We start from the raw sequence: 20472 nt of genomic DNA, 5'->3' as shown, positions 1-20472 counted from the left end.
CGGTTTGGATTCGGTATAAAAAATTTTTACGTAGCGCGCACGATGAGCGCCGTCGGCAAGGTTTCGGAAGTCACGGGACGCCCCTCCAGCAAGTCCAGCATCTTCTTGGCCAGCAGCACGCCGCCATCGCGCAGGTACTGGTGCACGCTAGTCAGGGCCGGCACAAAGCTCACTGCACCCGGCGTATCGTCGTAGCCGATAACCGACACCTGTTCCGGTACCCGCACATCGCGCTCGGCCAGCGCACGGATCGCGCCCATCGCCAGCAAGTCGCTGGCGGCAAACACGCCGTCGAACGACAAACCTTTCTTTTTCAGCAGGGAATCCAGGCAATCAAAGCCGGCTTCGAAGGTAAATGCCTTCGGCCGCATGATGTGCACGCTGCCCTGCCCTCCCAGCGCGTCGATGAAGCCCGCACAGCGTTCCTGCACCTCGGCGTGGTCGACGTCGCCAACGAACAACACCTTCTTGCGACCCAGTTCGATGAAGCGCTGGGCGACACTGATACCGCCCTTGCGGTTGTCACTGCCGACCACCACGGTGTCGGCACCGGCTTCCGGCGCGCCCCACACCACCAGCGGCTGGGTACGCTTTTTGAGCGCCGTCACCGCTTCGCCATGCGAACCCTGGCCCAGCAGGATCAAGCCGTCGGCGCCTTGCACCGGGGCGGTATCCAGCAACTGGCGCGAGGTCAGCACCACGCTGTAGCCGGCAGTCGTCAGCTCCTGCGTGATTCCGCCCAACAATTCCAGCGGGTACGGGTCGGACATCGGCCGCCCCTTCTCGGGCGTCATTTCCACCACAACTGCCACCGAATACGAACGCCCCATGCGCAGGTTGCGCGCGCTGACGTTCAGGCGGTAGCCTTGGGCTTCCGCGATCTGGCGCACTTTCTCCCGCGTTTCTTCCGTGACGAGGGGACTGCCACGCAGGGCGCGCGACACGGTAATTTTCGAAACCCCTGCCAGCTTGGCGAGGTCTTCCATAGTTTTATTGACAGCCATGCGGGGCATTATGACAGATTTCGAAACCACGCAACAACAAAATGACATCGATAACATTTCGTTTGACATCGATATCATTTCTTGTTTCAATGGTCAGGCCTTGGAAAGCCGAATCACATAAAACGAAAGAAGAGACAAGTATGAAAAACCATCGGAAATTCCTGTTGTCGTCCATTTCCATCGCTGTACTGACCTTGATCGGCCAGGCCCAGGCCACGGAACAGGAAGGCCAGCAAGCCGCGGTGGAAGCCGCACCAGCCCCGTCAGCGGCAGACGCCGCCGTCCAGAAAGAAATCCAGCAAGTGGTCGTGACCGGCGTGGCTTCGGCGCGCGGCGTGCGCAAGCTGGACTCCGCCTTTTCCATCACCACCGCGTCGGAAGAACAACTCAAACAAGCCGCTCCGATCAGCACCGCCGACGTCATGAAACTGGTGCCGGGCGCCTTTGCCGAATCCACCGGCGGCCAGTCTGGCGCCAATATCCAGGTGCGCGGCTTCCCGTCCGGTTCCGATTCGCCATTCGTGTCGGTGCAAATGCAGGGCAACCCGCTCTACCCGGTGTCCACCCTGTCGTTCTTCGAAGGCTCTTCGGCTTTCCGCCTGGACGACACCATTGAGCGGGTGGAAGTGCTGCGCGGCGGTCCAAGCACCATCTTCTCCAGCGGCCAGCCGGGCGCCACCATGAATTTCATCCTGAAGAAAGGCGGCGATACGCCGGAAGGCTCGGTGCGCTTCACTACCGGTACCGGCGAACTGCGCCGGGTCGATGTCTTCTACGGCGGCAAGATTTCCGATGGCTGGTATGGCACCGTCGGCGGCTTCTACCGCAACACCCATGGCGTGCGCGATTCCGGCTTCCCTTCCGATGATGGCGGCCAGGTCACTGCGACCCTGACCCGCAAGCTGGACCAGGGCGCAGCGACCTTCTACGTGCGCCGCACCGACGACAAGAACGCTTTCTATACCGGCGTGCCGCTGGTCTCCAGCAACGACGGGCACACCATTACGGAATTCCCGGGCTTCGATCCGCTCAAGGGCACCTTGATGAGCAACGAGATGCGCCGCTTCACCGTGGAAGCCGGCCCGGGCAAGACCCTCAATTACGACCTGGGCGATGGCCGCGGCCTGAAATCGACCGTGCTCGGCATGGAGTTCGACCAGAACATCAACGGCTGGAACGTATCGAACAAGTTCAATCACTTCGACGGCGACTTGAACACCATTGCCATGTTCACCGGTAACAACCCCTTGTCCATGTCGGCTTATAACACTGCCGCACTGGCAGCAAATGGCGGCGCCACCGCTACCGCCACCTACCTGGATGGCACCGCGGTCGCGGGCAACCAGCAGGTGGTGCAAGCCGGCTTGTGGGCGGTCGAGAAGAAACTGAAGTCCTTCACCGACGAGATCCGCGTCAGCAAGGAGTGGATGCAGGACAACACCCTGACCGTGGGCGGCTACTTTGCCAACTACTCCTCGGACGACGTGTGGTACCTGGGCAGCAGCCACCTGATGACGGCCGTGCCGAACGCGCGCCTGATCAACGTCAAGCTGGACAACGGCGTCATCGTCTCCAACAACGGCAAGGACGGCAGCGTGTTCTACGCGCCGGTTGCCTCTTACGACGGCAGCAACACCGCCTTGTTCATCGCCAACGAATGGAGGGTCAACGACCAGGTCAAGATCGACGGCGGCATCCGCCGCGAGCGCCAGAAGCTGGATGCGACGATCTCCAACCTGGCCAGCGGCGACACGGACAACAACCCGCTGACGGTCTACAACAACAATACTTCGATGCCGACCGGCGCCAACACCGCGCTGAACCGCACCGATTCCGCCAACAGCTTCACGATCGGCGGCAACTACAAGCTGGCCAAGGATATGAGCGTGTTCGCCCGGGCCAATATGGGCCACACCTTCGTCGCCTTTGACGACCTGCGCAATGCTGGCACCCAGGCCAGGGTCAATGACCGCAGCATCCTGCCGACGCCGAAGATCAAGCAGTACGAGCTGGGCTTCAAGACCGCCGGCCAGTTGTACAGCGCCTATATCAACTACTTCCACACAGACTTTGAAGGCATCGCCTTCCAGCAGATCCTGTCGAACGGCACTATCCTGAATTCGGTGTCCGGCTCCAAGGGCGATGGCGTGGAAGTGGAGCTGGCCGTGCGCCCGATCCGCGACCTCTCGCTCAGCCTGTCCGGCAACTGGCAGGACTCGAAGTACAAGGACAATCCGCTGACCGAAGGCAAACTGGTGCAGCGCCAGCCGAAGCTGCAATATCGCTTCACGCCGACCTACCGTATCCCGATGGGCGAGAACAATGCGCTCAAGCTGTACGGCACTTACACCTATGTGGGCGACCGCTGGGCCGACCAGTCGAACCTGCAATACCTGCCTTCCTACAAGACGGTGGACCTGGGCGCCTTGTACACCATCGGCGACAAGATCGAGCTCCGCCTGAGCGGCAACAACATCACCAACGAGCTCGGCCTGACCGAAGGCAACTCGCGCCTGACCACCGGCGGCAGCGGCCCGATCAATGCCCGCCCGCTGTTCGGCCGCAGCTGGGAGCTGTCGCTGGCCTACCGCTTCTGATGCAGTAACCCTTCCTTAGCTTTCCCCTCCGGGCGCCGCAGGATTTTCCAAGGCTGTGGCGCCCTTTTTTCGCTTGCAAACTGAGCTCTAGCATTCGCCTGGGTTTTCGCCTAAGCTGACCGTGGTGCCTGAGTGAAAGCTTGCGACGAAGGTAGGATTCGTGGATAGGCTAAATCCCGTTAACGCTCTGCAGACTGGCGCGGCATTTGCTGAACGCAAGGTGCAGCAGGATCGCGACCGGGTCGCGCAAGATGAAGACCGCCTCGACCAAAGCCGCGCAATCCTGGAGCGCGACAGCCAGGAACTTTCCCGTACCCAGCTCGCAAGCCGCCGCGCGGAAGCCGCCAATACGACCGCGCTTGCCCCACCCCGGCTCGACAACGCGATCGAGCAGCGCATTCCATCCGGCGTGCTGCCCGCGCCACCAACCATCAACACCCTGGGCCAGGCAATCGGCAAGCTGATCAGTATCGCAGTCTGATCATTTTTTTTGCGGCGGCGGCTGCAGGCGAGCCTGTGCACGAATTGCCGGTGAATAGCCGCCGGCCGCCGACCGCTTGTATAACTCCAGCGCGCGTGCATTGTCCTGGGGCAGCAACTCCCCCTTTTCCAGCACCTCGCCGAGCGCGAATTGTGCCATCCGGTCCTGCTTTCCAGCCCCGTCCTCGAGCAGTTTCAAGCCCAGCTGGGGTTCAACGCCTTCGCGCACCAGCCATGCACCGAGTGCCCCCATGGCCATGGGATTGCCTTGGGCAATGGATTTCTCCAGCAGTTCGCGCCCGCGCTGCTGGTCCTGCACTCCGGCCATCCCGCTCAGCAGCGACACGCCCAAGGCCATTTGTGACTGGGAGCGGCCCTGGGCAGCGGCCTTCTCTGTCCAGGCCCAGCCTTCCTCGGGGTTCCTTGGCGTGTCCTTCCCGGTGATTAACACGTAACCCAAGGCCTCTTGGGCGATGGGATGTCCCAATTCGGCAGACTTGCGCAGCCAGCGCATGGATTCTTCGATATTGCGTTCAGCGCCACGGCGGTTCGCATAGATATTGCTCAGGCGGTACATGGCGTCGGCATCGCCTTGGGCCGCCAGCACTTTGTTCTTCTCGAATTCGACCTGCAGCTGCTGCGGCGTTCTTTTGGTTTCCAGGGTCCAGACGTACTGCATCCTGGTCCAGGTCGGCTCAGTGCGGCCGACGCTTTCCGGCGGGGTGAACTGGCACTTGGCCAAACCGTCCTGAGCCGCCAGGTCCAGCTGGGCGTGGCCGCTCGACTTTTCAACGCGCGATTCCAACACCTTGCCGTCCAGGCCGACCAGGAAGGCCAGCGTCACCGTGCCGACCTGCTCATTGCGCAGCGCCTCCTTCGGCCATTCAGGCTTGGCGCAAGTCTTCAGGTCAGCGGAAATCTGCTTCGCGGCAGTCCGGTCGGTGCGTCCAACCGTGTCCGCCTGGGCCGGGAGGATAGCCAGGCCGGCCAACAGGGCTGGCAGGAGTTTCAGTAAGGTCATGGTAGTCACTTGCCAGGAAGTTAATATTTTCCTCACTGTAGCACGACTCTCTCTGCTGTGGCAGGGGCCACAATTTCAGAAACTGCTGGTACGGTTTCATGGCATCCTCCACCAGGCGGCGCTGGCCGGCGGTTGGGCGATATTCAGCGCTTCGCCGATCATCGGCGTGGCCAGGGTTTGGCTGCGGGCCGCAGCCAGGGCGGTGATCTGCTCGAACGGGTCGTCCCAGCTGTGCATGGCCAGGTCGAAGGTGCCGTTGTGGATCGGCAGCATGACCTTGCCGCGCAAATCGATATGGGCCTGCATGGTTTCTTTCGGCTGCATATGGATGTCCGGCCACTGCGGGTCGTACGCGCCGGTCTCCATCAAGGTCAGATCGAATGGTCCGAAGCGCTCGCCAATCTCCTTGAAGCCCTTGAAGTAGCCGGTGTCGCCGCTGAAAAAGACCTTCAGGCCGCTGCTTTCTATCACCCATGACGCCCACAGGGTCTTATTGCTGTCCCACAAGGTGCGGCCGGAGAAGTGCTGGGCCGGGGTGGCCGTCAGCTTCAGGCTGCCCGCTGACACCGATTGCCACCAGCCAAGCTGGCGCACTTTTTCGGCCGGCACGCCCCAGGACACCAGCGTGTCGCCCACGCCCAACGGCGCCAGGAAGTACTCGGTCTTGGCTTCCAGCTCGCGAACAGCAGCGTAATCGAGGTGGTCGTAATGGTTGTGCGACAGGATCACGCCCTTGATCGGCGGCAGTTCGGCAATGCTGACCGGTGGCGCATGGAAGCGTGCCGGACCCGCCCACTGCACCGGTGAAGCGCGCTTGGAGAATACCGGATCGGTCAGCCAGAACTCGCCGTTGAGCTTGAGCAGGATGGTCGAATGCCCCAGTCGGAACAAGGTATTGTCCTGTGCCGCCAGTAATTGCTCGCGAGTGAGTGCTTGCACCGGCAGCGCCTGGGCCGGCACGGTGTTGGCCGGCTTATTGAAGGTGAACTCCCAGAAAATCTTCAGCGTCTTGAGCAAGCCCGGCTGCTGGCGCGGGGCATCGTTCCGGTACGCAGGGCGGGAATCGGCAGCATTGCAAATAAGGCTAGTCATGACGGGGCTTGCTCCAGGTCGGCAGGGATCGCACAAAGATATTACACTACACAGTGTAGTTTCGACTTTGGGAAAAGTAAACTACCCGGTGTAAAATATTCTTTATGAACCAAGCCGACAAACTCACCGACCGCAAGCGCGCCGCCATCATCACGGCCGCCATTGCCGAATTCCGTGCCCGTGGCTTCGAAGCCACCAGCATGGACCGCATCGCGGCCGCAGCCAGCGTTTCCAAGCGCACGGTGTACAACCACTTCGCCAGCAAGGACGAGCTGTTCGAACAGATCCTGCAGGAATTGTGGGATTGCAGTGCCGCCCTGAACGCCATCACCTATCAGCAAGGCCAGCCGATCAAGCCGCAGCTGATGGAGCTGATGCGCCAGAAAATGGCCATGCTGCGCGACGCTTACTTCCTCGACCTGGTGCGCGTCGCCATTGCGGAAGCGATCCATGCGCCGCAACGCGCCGGCGACATGATGACCAAACTGGGCAAGAAGGAAGAAGGCGTGGCCAGCTTCCTGCGTGCGGCCCAGGAGGACAAGGCACTGAAGGCGGGCGACCCGGCCTTCATGTCGCATATGCTGCAGGGCCAGTTGAAATCGTTCGCCCTGTGGCCGCAAGTGGCGATGGGCAAAACGCCGCTGACGCCGCAGGAGCAGGAGGCGGTCATCAGCGCCACCGTCGAAATGTTCCTGTCCTACTACGGCATTAATTGAAGCGTACAGCGTACACCGGCGGCAGCGTGGTGGAAATGGTCTGCCAGTGCTCGCCGCCATTGGTCGACAACCAGGCGCCGCCGGTGGTCGACGCCATCAGCAAGGTCTTGCCGTCGTCGGCCACCGCCAGGCCATGGCGATACACCAGGTCGTAGCAATGCTCCTGCGGCAGGCCGCCGCGCAAGGTGCTGAAACTGGCGCCGCCATCGGCGGTGCGGTTGACGGCCAGCGCCGCCTGCACCGGCACCCGCTGCTGGTCGGCCACGGCCGGCGCGAACCAGGCGGTCTTGCCGTCGCGCGGATGCACCGCCACGGCGAAGCCAAAGCTCGACAGCGGCGCCGTGACTTCTTCCCAGCTGGCCCCGTTATCGCGCGACTGCCAGATGCCGTTATGGTGCTGGCACCACAGCACGTCCGGCTCGGCGGCGCAGCGCACGATGCGGTGCGGATCCTGTACCGCGCCGTTGTCCTGCATCTCGGGCGGCATGTAGCGCGCGGCCATGCCTTGGGTGCGCAGCTGCCAGCTTGCGCCGCCATCGCGCGTCAGCCAGGCGCCGCCGCAGGAGACGCCGACCAGCACCGCATTGCTGTCGCGCGGGTCGACGCAGATGCTGTGGATGCCCGGTACGTCGTAGCCGCCGCCAAACCACTGCGCGCGTTCGGCAACGTTCCACAGCGACTCCACCAATTGCCAGCTTGCACCGCGGTCGCCGGAGCGGAACAGGCCGCCCGGCAGGGTGCCGGCCCACAGCACGCCCGGCTGGTCCGCTCCGCCCGTTTCGAGCGACCAGATTTGCTTGAGGGTCCAGTCCAGCTTGTCGCAGCTGTCCTGCGGTTTGGGCGGATAGGCCGGCACCGCGATTTCCTGCCACGCCGTACTGCCGGCATCGCGCCGGTGCAGCTTGGCGCCGAAATGGCCCAGGTTCAGGCACGCATAGGTGGCGCCATCGCGCGCATCGTGCAGCACCATCGATACCGGGTCGCCGAAAAAGGCTTTGTCCTCCTCCAGCGTCCATTCGCCATTGCGGTAAGCCAGTTCGAACAAGCCTTTGCGGCTTGCAATGAAAGCGCGGTCTGCCATGTCACCCTCCGGATAAGGCTTGCAGCACGTAAATCTTGGAATCACTGCGCAGCGGCTCGTTCAGTTCACTGCGCTTGCCGTCGATGAACACCACGACGTTGGCACGCAGGCGGCCCTGTTCGTCCAGCACATAGGCCCCCAGGCGCGGGTTTGCAGCAAAGGCCTCGTCCAGCGCTGCGCGCAAAGTGGCCGCCCGGGTCTCCAGCGTCGGAACCGGCAGGAAGCGCGCCAACTGCTGGGTGAAGATGATCTGGGCCATGGGAAAGCTATTCTAGCGCGCTTTGGCCTACAATAAACTCGTCTGCATAACCGGAGCCGCGCATGGGTATCACCCCGCAGGAACTCGAGCTGCTGATGCACGAAGTGGAGCAGGAAGACCCGATCGATTTTGCCGACCTGCCGTTCGACGAACAGGAGTTGCGCGAACTGGTGGCCAACCATTTGTGCGAAATGGCCGATGCCATGGAGCGCTTCAGTGAAGAAGACCGCCGCCTGACCCTGCTGGCGGTGGCGGCCAAACTGGTGCTGGAAAACCTGGTGCTGCATGTCCAGCTGCTCAGGCGCCACGGCTTGCCGCTCAACGAGCAGACCGCCGCCCTGCTGTCGCGCCTGCGCAAGGGCGACAGCGACGCCGGCTAGACGCGCTGCGCCGGCTGCAGCATATTGCGCGCCAGGCGCAGGCCGAACTTGCCGATGCCCTGGTCCCAGGGCGTGAAGCGCGGCAGCTGGTACCAGTCGGTCTCGCCGCGGCTGGCGCCCCACGCGGTGGAGACTGCCGCCTCGAAGCCCATCTCGCGCACCATGGCGACGTGCTCGGGCAGGTAATCCTGGCCCGGCTTGCCGTTCGGGTAAGCGAACACGCGCACCGACGCATCGAGCGCCGCCTCCAGCGCAGCCCTGCCCTGCGCGATTTCCCGGCGCGCCTCCGCCAGCGGCAAGCGCGCCAGGATCGGATGGTTGACCGTATGCCCGCCAATGCCCATGCCGGCCGCATGCAGCGTGCGCAATTGCAGGCTGCTCATCATCAGGTCGCGCGGCAACGCCATGCCGGCCAGGTTGGCCACTTGGTCGACCTGCTGCAGCCGCTGCTCCAGCGGCAGGTATTTGAGCTGGCCAAGCAGGGCGCCGATCGTGCTGCGCCGTGCTTCCCAGCTATCGATGGCATGCCGCCCCAGGCCCAGCGCCCCCACGTCCAGCACATCGCCCGGCGCCCGGCGCACGGTTTCGATCACGGTATCGTTCCACATGCGGCCGCCGTCCAGGAAGCCCGTGGCAATGAAGAAGGTCGCATGCAGGCCGTGCTTCTGCAGCACGGGTAGCGCGACTTCCGCGTTGTCGGCGTAGCCGTCGTCGAAGGTGATGCAGGCGCTGCGCGCCGGCAGGCGCCCTTCTGCCGCCAGCCGCACGGCATCGAGCAAGGGCAGCACTTTGAAACGTGATTTGAGCCATCCAAGCTGGCGCTCGAACTGCTCACGGTGCACCTCGCCCGGGAACAGCGGGTCTTGCGCCGGCAGGACGCGGTGGTAAATCAGGATGGCCGGCGCATGGCTGCCGCCGCCGGACAGCAGTGACAGGGCGCCACGCTCCAGTTGCCGCTTAAGCCACACCTTGCGCCTCCTGTTCCTGCGCGGAGCGCGCGGGCGCCGCCTGTTCGTTCAAGGTTTTTTGCACCAGCAGGCGGGTCGCCACCATGAGCACCATGATGTAGTAGGGCACGTCGAAGTAGGCCAGGCTGAGGAAGGCGCCGCCGACCAGGAAGCCGATCAGGCTTACCTGCAGCATGCGTACCAGCTTGCTGGCCCATTCCAGTTCAGGCACCTTGCCGGCGTGCCGGATCACCCAGGTGCCATTGCGCCAGACCACCAGGTACATCAGCAGGAAGAGCGCCAAGCCGACATAGCCATGTTCACCCAACACCTGGAAGTAGATGCTGTGGGCGGCGTGGATATCGTCCGGATTGGGCGCATACAGCTGGAAGATGTATTTGTTGTAGATCTGGTAGCCGCCGCCGAACAGCGGATGGTCGTTTGCCAGGTTGATGGCCATCTTCCAGGCATTGATGCGGCCCATCGCCGAACTGTCCTGCTCATAGGTGTTGATGGTATCGATCCGGCTGTGCCATTGCTCCGGCATGAATACCAGCGCCAGCGGCGCCAACGCCACCATCAGCGCACCGAGCTTCAATTTTTCCTGGCTCTTCAGCCACAGGAAGCCCAGCATGGCTGCCAGCGCCACTGCCGCGCCGCGCGAGTAGGAACCGAGGGCAGCCAGCACGCATAGTCCCGCTGCCGCCCACATTGCGCGTTTCCCCCATTTGCCGCTGATCAAGCCTGTCAGGAACAGCATCAGGGGCACCGCCATGATCAAGGCCAGCGCGATCTCGTTGTTTCCTTCGATGAAGGTGCCGGCTGGACCCCAGACGCGGTAAGCACCGGCGCTGCGGATAGTGAACAGCCCGCCCTTGACGCCATAAAAGCCCAGCGAGATCACAATCGCCCACACCACCATTTCAATGTCCTTGCGGCTGCGCACCAGCATCGCCACAACCAGGGTCATCAGCATGATTTTCACCACTTTGTTCAGCAGCGGCAGCGGGTTTTCCGGGCCGATGGCAAACAAGGTGGTCAGGCACATCCAGCCAGTAAACGCCACCAGGATCCAGGTCAGGCCGGTATTCGGGAACTTCACTTCCTTTGACTTGGCCAGCATCGCCAGCAGCGTCGTGCCCGCGATGATCGCCGCGAACGGCATGCTCTGCGCCCACCCCCAGCTCTGGGTATGCGGGTTCATGACGCTGATCCAGATCCACAGCACGGCACCGTAGAACGGGCGCTTGAAGATGAACGGCAGCGAGCCGAAAACAATCAGGGTAATGATTATGTCGCGCATGGCGCCTCCCGGCTTACTTCGTCAAGGCGTTCCATGGGGTCTCCAGCTTGGTCACGCAATAGCGGTACTTGCCGCTCTTTTCCGGCAGGATTTCCGGCACCAGTTCCACCTCGATCCGGACCTGCTTGCCCATGCGGGCATGGAAGCCGGCTTCAACAGTCTGTCGCGCCTTGTCGTCGAACTGGCCGTCGTACACAATCTGCACGCGGGTCCAGTCCAGGGTCTCCTGGATCACCTTAAAGGCGCGCACCGCCGGCAGGTCGCGCATGATATAGGCCAGCGCGGCGCTGTGGATCAGGGTGCCGTCCTGGTTGATCAGGAAATCGGTGGTGCGGCCGTGGATTTCCTTCAGCGCCGGCAGGGTGCGGCCGCAGCTGCATGCTTCGGTGTCCAGCGCGCCGACGTCGCCGGTGCGGTAGCGGATGAAGGGGAAATCGCCCGACTGCAAATGGGTCACCACGATTTCGCCCGACTCCCCGGCCGGCAGTTGCCGGCCCTCCGGGTCCAGCACCTCGATCACTATGTCTTCGCTCGTGATGTGCAGCTTGCCGGCCGGGCACTGGTGGGCGATGAAGCCGGAATCGCGGCCGCCGTAGCCATTGGCCACGGGGCAGCCGAACACGCGCTCGATCTGCTCGCGCTGCGACTGGTACAGGCATTCGGAAGTGACGAAGGCCACGCGGATGCCCAGCTGGTCGAGGCGGATGCCACTGTCTTCGGCATGCGCGGCGATGCGCGCCAGCACGGTGGGGTAGCCGAACAGCATCTTCGGCTTGCGCTGGCGGATGCGCTGCACATGGCCATCCAGCCCTGCCGCGGTGGTGGCGAAGGCCGACATCAGCTCGGTGCGCATCAGGGTGTCGCGCACCATGCGCACGCGGTCCTGCGCGCCCAATTCGATGGGCGAACCCCAGATCACGATTTCGCGGTCGCCGATATCGACATCCCACCAGCGCGTGGCGCGCCATTTCGCCGCCACATCGTGGCTGACGCGGTGGCGCCCGACAAAGAAGGTGAGCGGCGCGCCGGTCGAGCCGCCGGTGTTATAGCGCACCAGGTTCTGCGCGTCGTCGGCTTTCAGCGCGTCGATATTGCCGCGGATCGCGGCCTTGTCCAGCAGCGGCAGGCGCATCAGGTCCGCTACGCCCTTGAAGTCGCGCGCGGCGTCGAAGCCGATGCCGGCAAAGGCCGCGCGGTAGTAAGGGACGTGGCGCTGGGCGCGCAGCAGCAGCGCGCGCAGGCGTTCGAGCTGCAGTTGCTGCAGCCTGGCCGGCGGCCAGTACTGGGTCTGCTCCATATGGCGGCGCACGGCCACGCTGCTGTGCTTCTTGAGCTTTTCATGCAGCGGGAACAGCAGGCCGGAGACCAGGGCGGTGTAGATCATGGGCGGCGCCCTCCTTTGCTTGCCAGCGCCTGGCGGTACACGTCCAGCAGGCGCGGCTTGACGCTTGACCAGGCATACTGCGCCACGCTGGCGCGGCCGGCGCTGCGCAGCGCCTCGGCCAGCGCCGGTTGTTCGGCCAGGCGCAGCACGGCTTGCGCCATCGCCGCCGGATCGGCCGGCGGCACCAGCAGCGCGGTCTTGCCGTCTTCCACCACATACGGCACGCCGCCGACATTGGTGCTGACCACCAGGGCGCCGCTGGCCAATGCTTCCAGCACCGAATTGGGCATATTGTCGACCAGGCTCGGATTCAGCATGATGTCGGCGTTGCGGTACAGGGCCGGCATATCGGCCGTGTCGACGCGGCCGGTGAAATGCACGGCATGCGCCACGCCCAGCCCCAGCGCCAGCTGTTCCAGTTCGCCGCGCAGCGGGCCGGAGCCGGCCACCGTGAGCCTGGCCTCGGGATGGCTCTGGCGGATGAGCGCGAAAGCGCGCAGCGCGCTGGCGTTGTCGTAAACCTCTTCCAGGTTGCGCGCCACCAGCAGGCGCAAGGCGCCGCGCGCACGCGGCGCTGCGTCGGCGGCAAAGCGCTCCAGGTTGACGATATTGGGCACGATCACCGAGTTGATGCCGTGCTGGCCGAAGACATGGGCCAGGAAGCCAGAAGGCACGGCCAGCGCGGCGCAGCGGCGCAGGCTGGGCCGCATCCAGGCTGCGGCCTGCTTGAGGAAATTGGCGGCCTCGCCGCCCCGGTAGTTGACCACCACCGGGGTGCCGCGCAGGTGCGCGATCCAGATCGCCGGCGCCGCAAACAGATGCCAGGACCAGCCGGAATTGGCCATCACATGGAACACCTGCACCCGGCCGGCGGCGCGCCACAGGCCCGCCACATAAGGCAGCATGCGCAGCAGCGCGCGCACCCCGCGCAGCTTGCCGGCCCAGGCCGGGCGGTAGGGCGCGTTGGTCTGCACGAATTCGACGGCGATGCCGGCATCGCGCAGCAAGCCGGCCAGCTGCAAGGCCTGGTTGGCCATGCCGCCGGACGGCGGCGGCAGCGGGCCGACCAGCGCTATGCGCTGCACTTCCGGCGCATCCATGGTGCGCGGCACGGCGGCAAAGGCTTGCTGCGGCGCGTTCATGCCAGTGCCTTCTCCGTGATGCTGCCGTACACGTTGCGGTAGCGCGCCACGCTGGCGGTCCAGTTGCGCTCTTCCTCGACGAAGCGGCGCCCCGACTGGCGCAGTTGCTGCCATGTTTGCGGCGCTTCCAGCAGCGCCAGCACCTGCTGCGACAAGGCTGCCGCATCGCCGGCGGCAAACAGCACGCCGGTGCGGCCGTCGTCGATCAGTTCCTTGTGGCCGCCCACGTCGGAGGCCACCATCAGGCGGCCCTGGGCCATCGCTTCCAGCGGCTTGAGCGGCGTGACCAGGTCGGTCAGGCGCATCTTGTGGCGCGGGTAGCACAGCACGTCCACCAGGTTGTAGTAGCGCTGCACTTCGCTGTGCGGCACGCGGCCGGTGAAGACCACCTTGTCCTCGACGCCGAGCGCCCGGGCTTGCGCCCGCAGCGCTGCATCCTGCGGGCCGCCGCCCACCAGCAGCACGCGCGTTTCCGGGCGCCGGGCCAGCATGGCCGGCAGTGCGTTGAGCAGGATGTCCAGCCCCTCGTAGGCGTAGAAGGAGCCGATGAAACCCAGCACGGTCCTGCCCTCCAGGCCAAGCTGCCGCGCCAGCGCTTCGTCGCGCGCGCCGCCGACTGCGAAGTCGCCAATGTCGACCGCGTTCGGGATCACCTCGATTTTCCTGGCCGGGATGCCGCGCCCGATGATCTCGCTGCGCAAGCCCTCGCAAATGGTGGTGGCGGCGTCGACGCGTCGCAGCGCCCAGGTTTCCATGGCGCGCGTCAGGCGATAGCGCACGCCCCATTCCTTGCTGGTGCCGTGGTCGACCGCGGCGTCTTCCCAGAAGGCGCGGATCTCGTACACCACCGGGATGCCGAGCTTGCGCCCGACGCGCAGCGCGGCTACGGCGTTCAGGGCCGGCGAATGCGCGTGCAGTACGTCGGGCTTCACTTCCCGCGCCACTTCAAGCAGGCGCGCGGCCAGCGCGTTGATGACAGCCACCTGGTTCAACACCGGCAGCTTTGCCAGCGGCCCGCTGGCTGGCGGCGTGCGGTAGAACTCCAGTCCGTCGACGGTTTCGCAGGCCGCACTGCAGGCGCCCTGCTTCGGGCTGGTGATATGGAAGGTCTGCCAGCCGCGCGCACGCTGGGCCTGCAGGATGGAGCGCGTGCGGAAGGTATAGCCGCTGTGCAGCGGGATCGAATGGTCCAGCACGTGCAGGATACGGATACTCATGCCTGCATCTCTTTTTTCAGGAAGGCTTCAAACATCAGCAGGGTCCAGATCGGCGCGCTGTAATCGCGCCGGCCGGACAGGTGCTGCTCCACCAGTTCGCGCAGGTAGTCCTGGTTGAACATGCCGGTATCGGCCAGGGTCGGGCCCAGCAAGGCTTGCTGCACGCGCTCGCGCAGCGGGCCGCGGAACCAGGCCGCCAGCGGTACCGCAAAACCCTGCTTGCGGCGGTACAGGATATCGTGCGGCAGGTATTTCTCCATCGACTTCTTGAAGATGTACTTGCCCTCGCTGCCGTTCAGCTTCATCTCCGGCGGCAGGCCGGAAATCCACTCGACCAGCTTGTGGTCCAGCAGCGGCACCCGCACCTCCAGCGCATGCGCCATCGACGCGCGGTCGACCTTGGTCAGGATATCGCCCGGCAGGTAGGTTTTCATGTCCAGGTACTGGATCATCGACAGCGGGTCGTCGGTCGGCGAGCGGGCGGCGTGGCCGCGCATCACCTCGATCGCGCCGTAGCCTTGCAGCGCGGCCTTGAATTTCGCCGAGAACAGGCGCGCGCGCATGGCGTCCGACATGATCGAGACGCCGTGGAAATAGCCCTCCACCAGGTCGCGCGAAAGCGCTTCGAAGGTGGTCTTGGCGCGGAACATGCGCGGCGCCCAGTCGGCCTTCGGATAGACCCGGCCCAGGGTGCCGAACACCGGCTTGCGCAGCGCCTGCGGAATGCGCCCGCGCACGCTCTGCTCCGCCATCGCATAGCGGTAGCGGCGGTAGCCGGCCAGGTTCTCGTCGCCGCCGTCGCCCGACAGCGCGACGGTGACGCGCTTGCGCGCCAGCTGGCACACGCGGTAGGTCGGGATCGCCGAGCTGTCGGCATACGGTTCGTCGTACAGGTGGGCCAGGGTGTCGAGCAGGCCGTAGTCGTCGGTGTCGACGGTTTCCACGAAATGGTCGGTCTTATACAGCTGGGCCACCTGCTGCGCATATTCCGATTCGTCGAAGGCCTTGTCCTTGAAGGCGATCGAGCAGGTATGCACGGCGCCTTCGTCCAGCCCGGCCATCATGGCCACCACGGCGGAGGAATCGACGCCGCCGGAGAGGAAAGCGCCCAGCGGCACCTCCGCCACCAGGCGGATCTTGACCGCTTCGCGCAGGCGCTCCACCAGCTCGCCCTGGGCGTCGCTTTCGGTCATTTTCTCGTGCAGCTTGAACGGCACGTCCCAGAACTGCTGCGGCGCCGCCAGCGGCGCGCCGACTTTTTGCGTCAGGCGGAAGCCGGGCGAGAGCTTGAGCGCGCCGCGGTAGATGGTCTTCGGCTCCGGCACGTAGCCGTAGGCGAAATAATCCTCCACCGCCTGCGGGTCGATCTCGCGCGGCAGCGAAGGATGCATGCGCAGCGCCTTCAGTTCCGAACTGAAGGCGAACCAGCCGTCCGGCGTCATGGCGTAGTACAGCGGCTTGACGCCCAGGCGGTCGCGCGCCAGGAACATCACCTGCTTGTTGCGGTCCCACAGGCCGATGGCGAACATGCCGCGGAAGTGGTGCACGCAATCTTCGCCCCACTGTTCCCAGGCGTGCACGATCACTTCGGTGTCGCTCCTGGTCTTGAAGGTGTGGCCCAGCTCTTTGAGCTGCGCGGTCAGCTCGCGGTAATTGTAGATTTCGCCGTTGTAGCAGACCATGACGCTGCCGTCCTCGTTGCCGAGCGGCTGCTGGCCCATGGCGATGTCGATCACCGACAGGCGGCGGTGGCCGAAGCCCACGCCCGGTTCGATGTAGGTATCGCCTTCGTCAGGCCCGCGGTGGTGCTGGGTGTCGTTCATGCGGCGCAGCAGCGCCTCGTCCACCGCGCGCCCGCCGCGCGCATCCATGATCCCTGTTATTCCGCACATGATGGTACTGGCTTTCTGATTTTGAGCTTGCGTTCGCACAAGCTGTCGTACATGTCCTGGTAGCCGGCCACCATGGCCTGCATGCTGTATTTGCGCAGCACCCGCTCGCGGCCCGCCTGGCCGTGGCGGCGCGCCAGCGCCGGTGCTTCCACATAGTGCTTCAGTGCGGCGGCCATGGCCGGCGCATTGGACGGCGGCACCAGCTGGCCGGTGACGCCGTTCTCGATCACTTCCGGAATGCCGCCCACGCGCGTGCCGACCACCGGCAGGCCGCTGGCCATCGCTTCCAGCGCCGAGCCGGGCGTGCCCTCGGCAATCGAGGACATCACGAACACGTCGAAGCTGCGCAGGATGTCCGGCACGTCGTTGCGCGCGCCCGGCAGCCATACCGCGTCGGCAATGCCGGCTGCCGCGGCCTTGTCGCGCAGCTTTTGCAGCAGCGGGCCGTCGCCGACCACCGCCAGGCGCAGGCGCTCGCGCTGCTGCGGCAGCAACTCGCGCAGCAGCAGGAAGGCATCCATCAGGGTGGCATGGTCTTTCACGTCCTGCACCCGGCCGACGGCGCCGATCACGATCTCGCCGCCGTTGAAGAAAGGCCGCGCCTCGCGCTCGCCGCGCACGCGGAAGCGCTCGGCGTCGATGCCGTTGGCCAGCATGCGGCTCTTGGCCGGCGGCACCCCGATCACGTCGCGGTTCCACTGCTCCATGGCGGCCGAATTGGCATAGCACACGTCGTAGAACGGCAGCATCAGGCGGCGCAGAAAATTGTGCTTGCGGTTGCTGCCGTCCGGATCGGTATGGTCGCGGCCATGGGCGCCGTTGACGCGCACCGGCACGCCCGCCAGCAGCGCCGCCGGCGCATATTCGATGGCCGAAAAATTATAGGTGTGCAGCACGGCCGGCTGCAGCGCGCGCAGCAGGCGCCACAGCACGCCGTGCGTGGCCAGCGACAGGCCGGGTTGCTTGCCCAGCGTGTGCACGGCAACACCGGCCTTGTTGATGCGCCTGACGAAGTCCGGGTTGACGCGCGTCAGGCACACGATGGCATGGCGGTAGCGCTCCGCCGGCATGCGGTTGATGCGTTCGACCATGAGGTTTTCCATGCCGCCAAAATCAAGCGCATACGTCAGGTGGACGATGAGAGGAATGTCGTTCATGGCCAGGAATCAGGGTCGCCGCGTGCGGGCCAGGGCCTGGTCCAGCGGAACGAGGTTGCTATCGAGGAAGGCACGCATGGCGGCACGCGCCACGGCGGGGTCTTCATCGTAGGGCGAGAATACCATCACGGCCGCACCGTCGCCGTTGCCGGACAGGAGTTTGCCCTTGATCTGTAACAATTTGCCAACATAATTACTGCTGGTCATGCTGCCGTTGACCCAGTACCACTGCCACACCAGCAGGCGCCGGCCTTCGCCGCCCAGCATCGCCTCGCGCACGGCCATATGGCGCCCGCCGAAATGCTCGTCGCGCAGGTCGGCGCTGTTTTCGCGGAACTCGCTCTTGCCGGGGCTGAAGCGGTTGCTCGTGCTGACCAGTTTGGGGCCGCCCGGCACGTCGCGGTAGAACAGCACCGTCAAGCCGACCGGGTGGCTGCCGCCGAAGTACTGGCGCAGCGCGCTGCTGGCCGGGGCGTAGTCGGGCTGCCAGGCGGTGAAGCGCTGGCCAGGCGCGGTGGGCGAATCGAGCACCAGCCGGGCTTGCGGCAGGAGCGGCGCGGGCTGGTCGGCGCGCGCTGCCAGCGCCGGCCACACCAGCAACACCGCCAGCACCGCGGCAGCGCCGCCGGCCAGCGCGCGCCATGGCAGCGGCAGCAGCGGGCCGGCACTGGCCGGCGCTTCGGCGCCGGCCGGGCCGTCTTCGCGCCAGAAGCTGCCGACCCAGAACAGCAGCAGCATCACGATGCCGAAGAATACCCAGCCGTAAATCAGGTGGTCGACGCCAACGGCTACCGTCATGTCGCTCAGGTGGCCCATCATTACGATCATGTAGGCGCGCACGCCGTTGGCAAGCAGCGGCACCACGATCGAGGCCAGCACGAAAGCGACGCGGCGCCACATGGTGCGATAGCTCAGGTAGGCGAACAGGCAGCCCAGCGTGATCGAGGAGATCAGGTAGCGCAAGCCGCTGCAGGCATCCACCACCGACCAGTTGCCGCTGGGGATGGAGAAGCTGTTACCGTCGCGCAGGACCGGGATGCCGGTCAGGCGCAGCGCATCGATGGTGAAGTTGGCGGTCAGGTCGATCAGCGGCGGGATCAGGCTTTCGCCTACCGGCACCGCAAACAGGATAAAGGCCAGCGGGAACAGCAGCGCGCCGGCAACGCGCCGGCCCAGCACGGCCAGCACGGTCAGCGGCAGCATGGCCGCCAGGGCGTACTGGCGCACGATGCCGACATCGGCCAGGTCGGCCAGCAGCCAGGCGGCGCCGCAGCCGGCCAGCAGCAGCATGGCCGGCCAGCATGGCTGCAGCGGCAGCTGCTGCAGCACTGCCCGCTGGCGCCACACCAGCCACAAGCTGAGCGGCAGGATCAGGAAGCCGTGCGCAAAGGTTTCCGAGCGCTCCCAGATCTCGGCCACGCTGAGCGCGGTCTTATGGAATACCAGCAGCGGCAGCAGCATGACCAGTGCCACCAGCAGCGCATTGCGGGCGGCAGCTACAGGGCCGGGCGCCGCGCCGGGGGCTGCGGCCGGGCCGGTGGAAGGGACGGTATTCATGCCGGGTTCCAAAGGGCTGGGGCTGCGCCAGCTGGCTGCGCAACCGGGGTTTCGATCATATGGTCCAGCGGCGCCAGCCGGGCATCCCAGCTGTAGGCCGCAAGCACGCGCGCACGGGCAGCCTGGCCCAGCGATGCCAGCGCGGCCGGCGGCCCGGCCAGGGCGGCGCCGGCCGCGGCGATCCATTGCTGCGGCCCGTCGGCCAGCAGCAGCTCGCGGCCGCTGCCGGCATCAATGCCTTCCAGCGCCTGCGGCGTGACCAGCACGGCTTTTGCCATCGCCATCGCTTCCAGCACCTTGTTCTGGATGCCGCGCGCGATGCGCAGCGGCGCCACCGACAGCGTGGCATGCGCAACATAAGGCCGCACGTCCGGCACGGTGCCGGTCACCGTGATGCCCGGTTGCGCAGCCAGCGCCTGCACTTCGGCCGCCGGGCGGGCGCCGACAATCACGAAGCGCACGGCCGGGTCGCGCGCGCGCAGCGCCGGCAGCACTTCGGCCGCGAACCATTGCACGGCATCGACGTTGGGCCAATAATCCATGGCGCCGCAGAACACCAGCGCCTTGTCGCCGGGAGCATATGGATTGGCCAGTTCGCCCGGCGCGAAATAGGACGTGTCGACGCCGTTGCTGAACCAGCCGGTGCGGGCCGCGCTCTCCGGCGCCAGGGTGCGGAACAGTTCCGCTTCCGGCGCCGAGACGAACAGCGCGGCGTCGAAAGCGGCGGCAATCCGCCGCTCATAGCGCAGCAGGCGGCTGGCTTCGTAGCCGAACAGCGCGCTGGCGGGCCAGGGCTTGCGCCCGGCGTACTGGCGCCATTTGTCGGAGTCGACATCACAGAAATCGATGACGCGCCTTGCCTGCGGCCAGGCTTCGGCATATTGCGCCATGGGCGAGGAAAACACCACGATGCGGTCGATGCCGTGCTGCTGCATGGCCTGGTTGACCCAGCCCTGCAGGCCGGCGTCGCGGTAGTAGTCGTAGGACAGCGAGCGGTTGCGCAGCACGGCGCCCAGGCTGCGCACGCGCGCCGCGCGCGGCGACAGCGCGGCAAAATGCGAGGAGGCGCACAGCGCCTGCACCGCCGCCACATGCTGCCAGTCGTCCGGATCGTCGACGAAGGTGGCCAGGTGCACGCGATAGCGCTGCGCCAGGTGCTTGAGCAAATGCCAGGAGCGGATCTTGTCGCCCTTGTTGGGCGGATAGGGCATGCGATGCACCAGCAGCAGCAGGTCTTCCACGA

18 protein-coding genes are annotated in these 20472 nt (G+C 65.3%); 4 read left to right on the top strand and 14 right to left on the bottom strand.

Annotated elements, in window-relative coordinates; all coding sequences use genetic code 11:
• Window positions 1-26: 26 nt before the first annotated feature.
• Complete coding sequence (locus ASE26_RS05440) at window positions 27-1004, bottom strand: LacI family DNA-binding transcriptional regulator (RefSeq protein ID WP_229208116.1); 978 nt, start codon at window positions 1002-1004, stop codon at window positions 27-29.
• Between the two features lie 140 nt (window positions 1005-1144).
• Here ASE26_RS05440 and ASE26_RS05435 point away from each other — a divergent pair, with 140 nt between their 5' ends.
• On the top strand, window positions 1145-3601 hold the full coding sequence (locus ASE26_RS05435; RefSeq protein WP_057245724.1) for a TonB-dependent receptor: 2457 nt from the start codon (window positions 1145-1147) through the stop codon (window positions 3599-3601).
• Between the two features lie 160 nt (window positions 3602-3761).
• Window positions 3762-4082, top strand: a complete 321-nt coding sequence (locus ASE26_RS05430) for a hypothetical protein (RefSeq protein ID WP_156409883.1) — start codon at window positions 3762-3764, stop codon at window positions 4080-4082.
• Here ASE26_RS05430 and ASE26_RS29695 read toward each other — a convergent pair whose 3' ends face one another.
• Together ASE26_RS29695 and ASE26_RS05420 are read right to left on the bottom strand one after the other, a co-directional pair.
• Entirely contained in the window at window positions 4083-5102 is a 1020-nt protein-coding gene (locus ASE26_RS29695; protein ID WP_082591295.1) for a TonB family protein, read from the bottom strand.
• 96 nt (window positions 5103-5198) lie between these two features.
• Window positions 5199-6194, bottom strand: a complete 996-nt coding sequence (locus tag ASE26_RS05420) for an MBL fold metallo-hydrolase (RefSeq protein ID WP_057245722.1) — start codon at window positions 6192-6194, stop codon at window positions 5199-5201.
• 104 nt (window positions 6195-6298) lie between these two features.
• Between ASE26_RS05420 and ASE26_RS05415 the strand changes: the two genes are divergently transcribed.
• Window positions 6299-6910, top strand: a complete 612-nt coding sequence (locus ASE26_RS05415) for a TetR/AcrR family transcriptional regulator (RefSeq protein WP_055926905.1) — start codon at window positions 6299-6301, stop codon at window positions 6908-6910.
• Here ASE26_RS05415 and ASE26_RS05410 read toward each other — a convergent pair.
• Both ASE26_RS05410 and ASE26_RS05405 read right to left on the bottom strand, forming a co-directional pair.
• Window positions 6903-7991 (bottom strand): hypothetical protein, encoded by a 1089-nt coding sequence (locus ASE26_RS05410; RefSeq protein WP_057245721.1) that lies wholly within the window; start codon window positions 7989-7991, stop codon window positions 6903-6905. The genes ASE26_RS05415 and ASE26_RS05410 overlap by 8 nt on opposite strands.
• A gap of 1 nt (window position 7992) precedes the next feature.
• Entirely contained in the window at window positions 7993-8250 is a 258-nt protein-coding gene (locus tag ASE26_RS05405) for a MoaD/ThiS family protein (protein WP_055926909.1), read from the bottom strand.
• Window positions 8251-8312: 62 nt separating this feature from the next.
• Between ASE26_RS05405 and ASE26_RS05400 the strand changes: the two genes are divergently transcribed.
• Window positions 8313-8630 (top strand): hypothetical protein, encoded by a 318-nt coding sequence (locus ASE26_RS05400; protein ID WP_055926911.1) that lies wholly within the window; start codon window positions 8313-8315, stop codon window positions 8628-8630.
• Here ASE26_RS05400 and ASE26_RS05395 read toward each other — a convergent pair.
• From ASE26_RS05395 to ASE26_RS05355, 9 genes are read right to left on the bottom strand one after another with little or no spacing between them, the layout of a single operon-like run.
• The gene (locus ASE26_RS05395; protein WP_229208115.1) at window positions 8627-9598 is read right to left on the bottom strand and encodes a polysaccharide deacetylase family protein; all 972 of its coding nucleotides are present in this window, start codon (window positions 9596-9598) and stop codon (window positions 8627-8629) included. The genes ASE26_RS05400 and ASE26_RS05395 overlap by 4 nt on opposite strands.
• A complete protein-coding gene (locus tag ASE26_RS05390) occupies window positions 9588-10880 on the bottom strand; it encodes a putative O-glycosylation ligase, exosortase A system-associated (protein ID WP_055926913.1) in 1293 nt (430 codons plus the stop codon). The genes ASE26_RS05395 and ASE26_RS05390 overlap by 11 nt, the downstream gene beginning before the upstream one ends.
• Before the next feature lie 13 nt (window positions 10881-10893).
• Entirely contained in the window at window positions 10894-12264 is a 1371-nt protein-coding gene (locus ASE26_RS05385) for a phenylacetate--CoA ligase family protein (protein WP_057245720.1), read from the bottom strand.
• Window positions 12261-13406: a glycosyltransferase family 4 protein gene (locus tag ASE26_RS30450; RefSeq protein WP_229207077.1), complete on the bottom strand. Its 1146-nt coding sequence runs from the start codon at window positions 13404-13406 to the stop codon at window positions 12261-12263. Before ASE26_RS30450 ends, ASE26_RS05385 begins: the two co-directional genes overlap by 4 nt.
• Window positions 13403-14617, bottom strand: a complete 1215-nt coding sequence (locus tag ASE26_RS05375) for a TIGR04063 family PEP-CTERM/XrtA system glycosyltransferase (protein WP_055927339.1) — start codon at window positions 14615-14617, stop codon at window positions 13403-13405. The genes ASE26_RS30450 and ASE26_RS05375 overlap by 4 nt, the downstream gene beginning before the upstream one ends.
• Window positions 14618-14619: 2 nt before the next feature.
• Complete coding sequence (locus tag ASE26_RS05370) at window positions 14620-16515, bottom strand: XrtA/PEP-CTERM system amidotransferase (RefSeq protein ID WP_055926918.1); 1896 nt, start codon at window positions 16513-16515, stop codon at window positions 14620-14622.
• Window positions 16503-17672 (bottom strand): TIGR03088 family PEP-CTERM/XrtA system glycosyltransferase, encoded by a 1170-nt coding sequence (locus ASE26_RS05365; RefSeq protein WP_057245719.1) that lies wholly within the window; start codon window positions 17670-17672, stop codon window positions 16503-16505. Before ASE26_RS05365 ends, ASE26_RS05370 begins: the two co-directional genes overlap by 13 nt.
• A 9-nt stretch (window positions 17673-17681) precedes the next feature.
• On the bottom strand, window positions 17682-19229 hold the full coding sequence (gene xrtA, locus ASE26_RS05360; RefSeq protein WP_082591294.1) for an exosortase A: 1548 nt from the start codon (window positions 19227-19229) through the stop codon (window positions 17682-17684).
• On the bottom strand, window positions 19226-20470 hold the full coding sequence (locus tag ASE26_RS05355) for a TIGR03087 family PEP-CTERM/XrtA system glycosyltransferase (protein ID WP_055926922.1): 1245 nt from the start codon (window positions 20468-20470) through the stop codon (window positions 19226-19228). The genes xrtA and ASE26_RS05355 overlap by 4 nt, the downstream gene beginning before the upstream one ends.
• Between the last annotated feature and the right edge of the window lie 2 nt (window positions 20471-20472).

The sequence above is a fragment of the Duganella sp. Root198D2 genome, from assembly GCF_001428585.1.
GTDB lineage: Bacteria > Pseudomonadota > Gammaproteobacteria > Burkholderiales > Burkholderiaceae_D > Rugamonas.
Note: the sequence above shows the minus strand (reverse complement) of the source record. Positions and strands in the feature narration are given on the sequence as shown.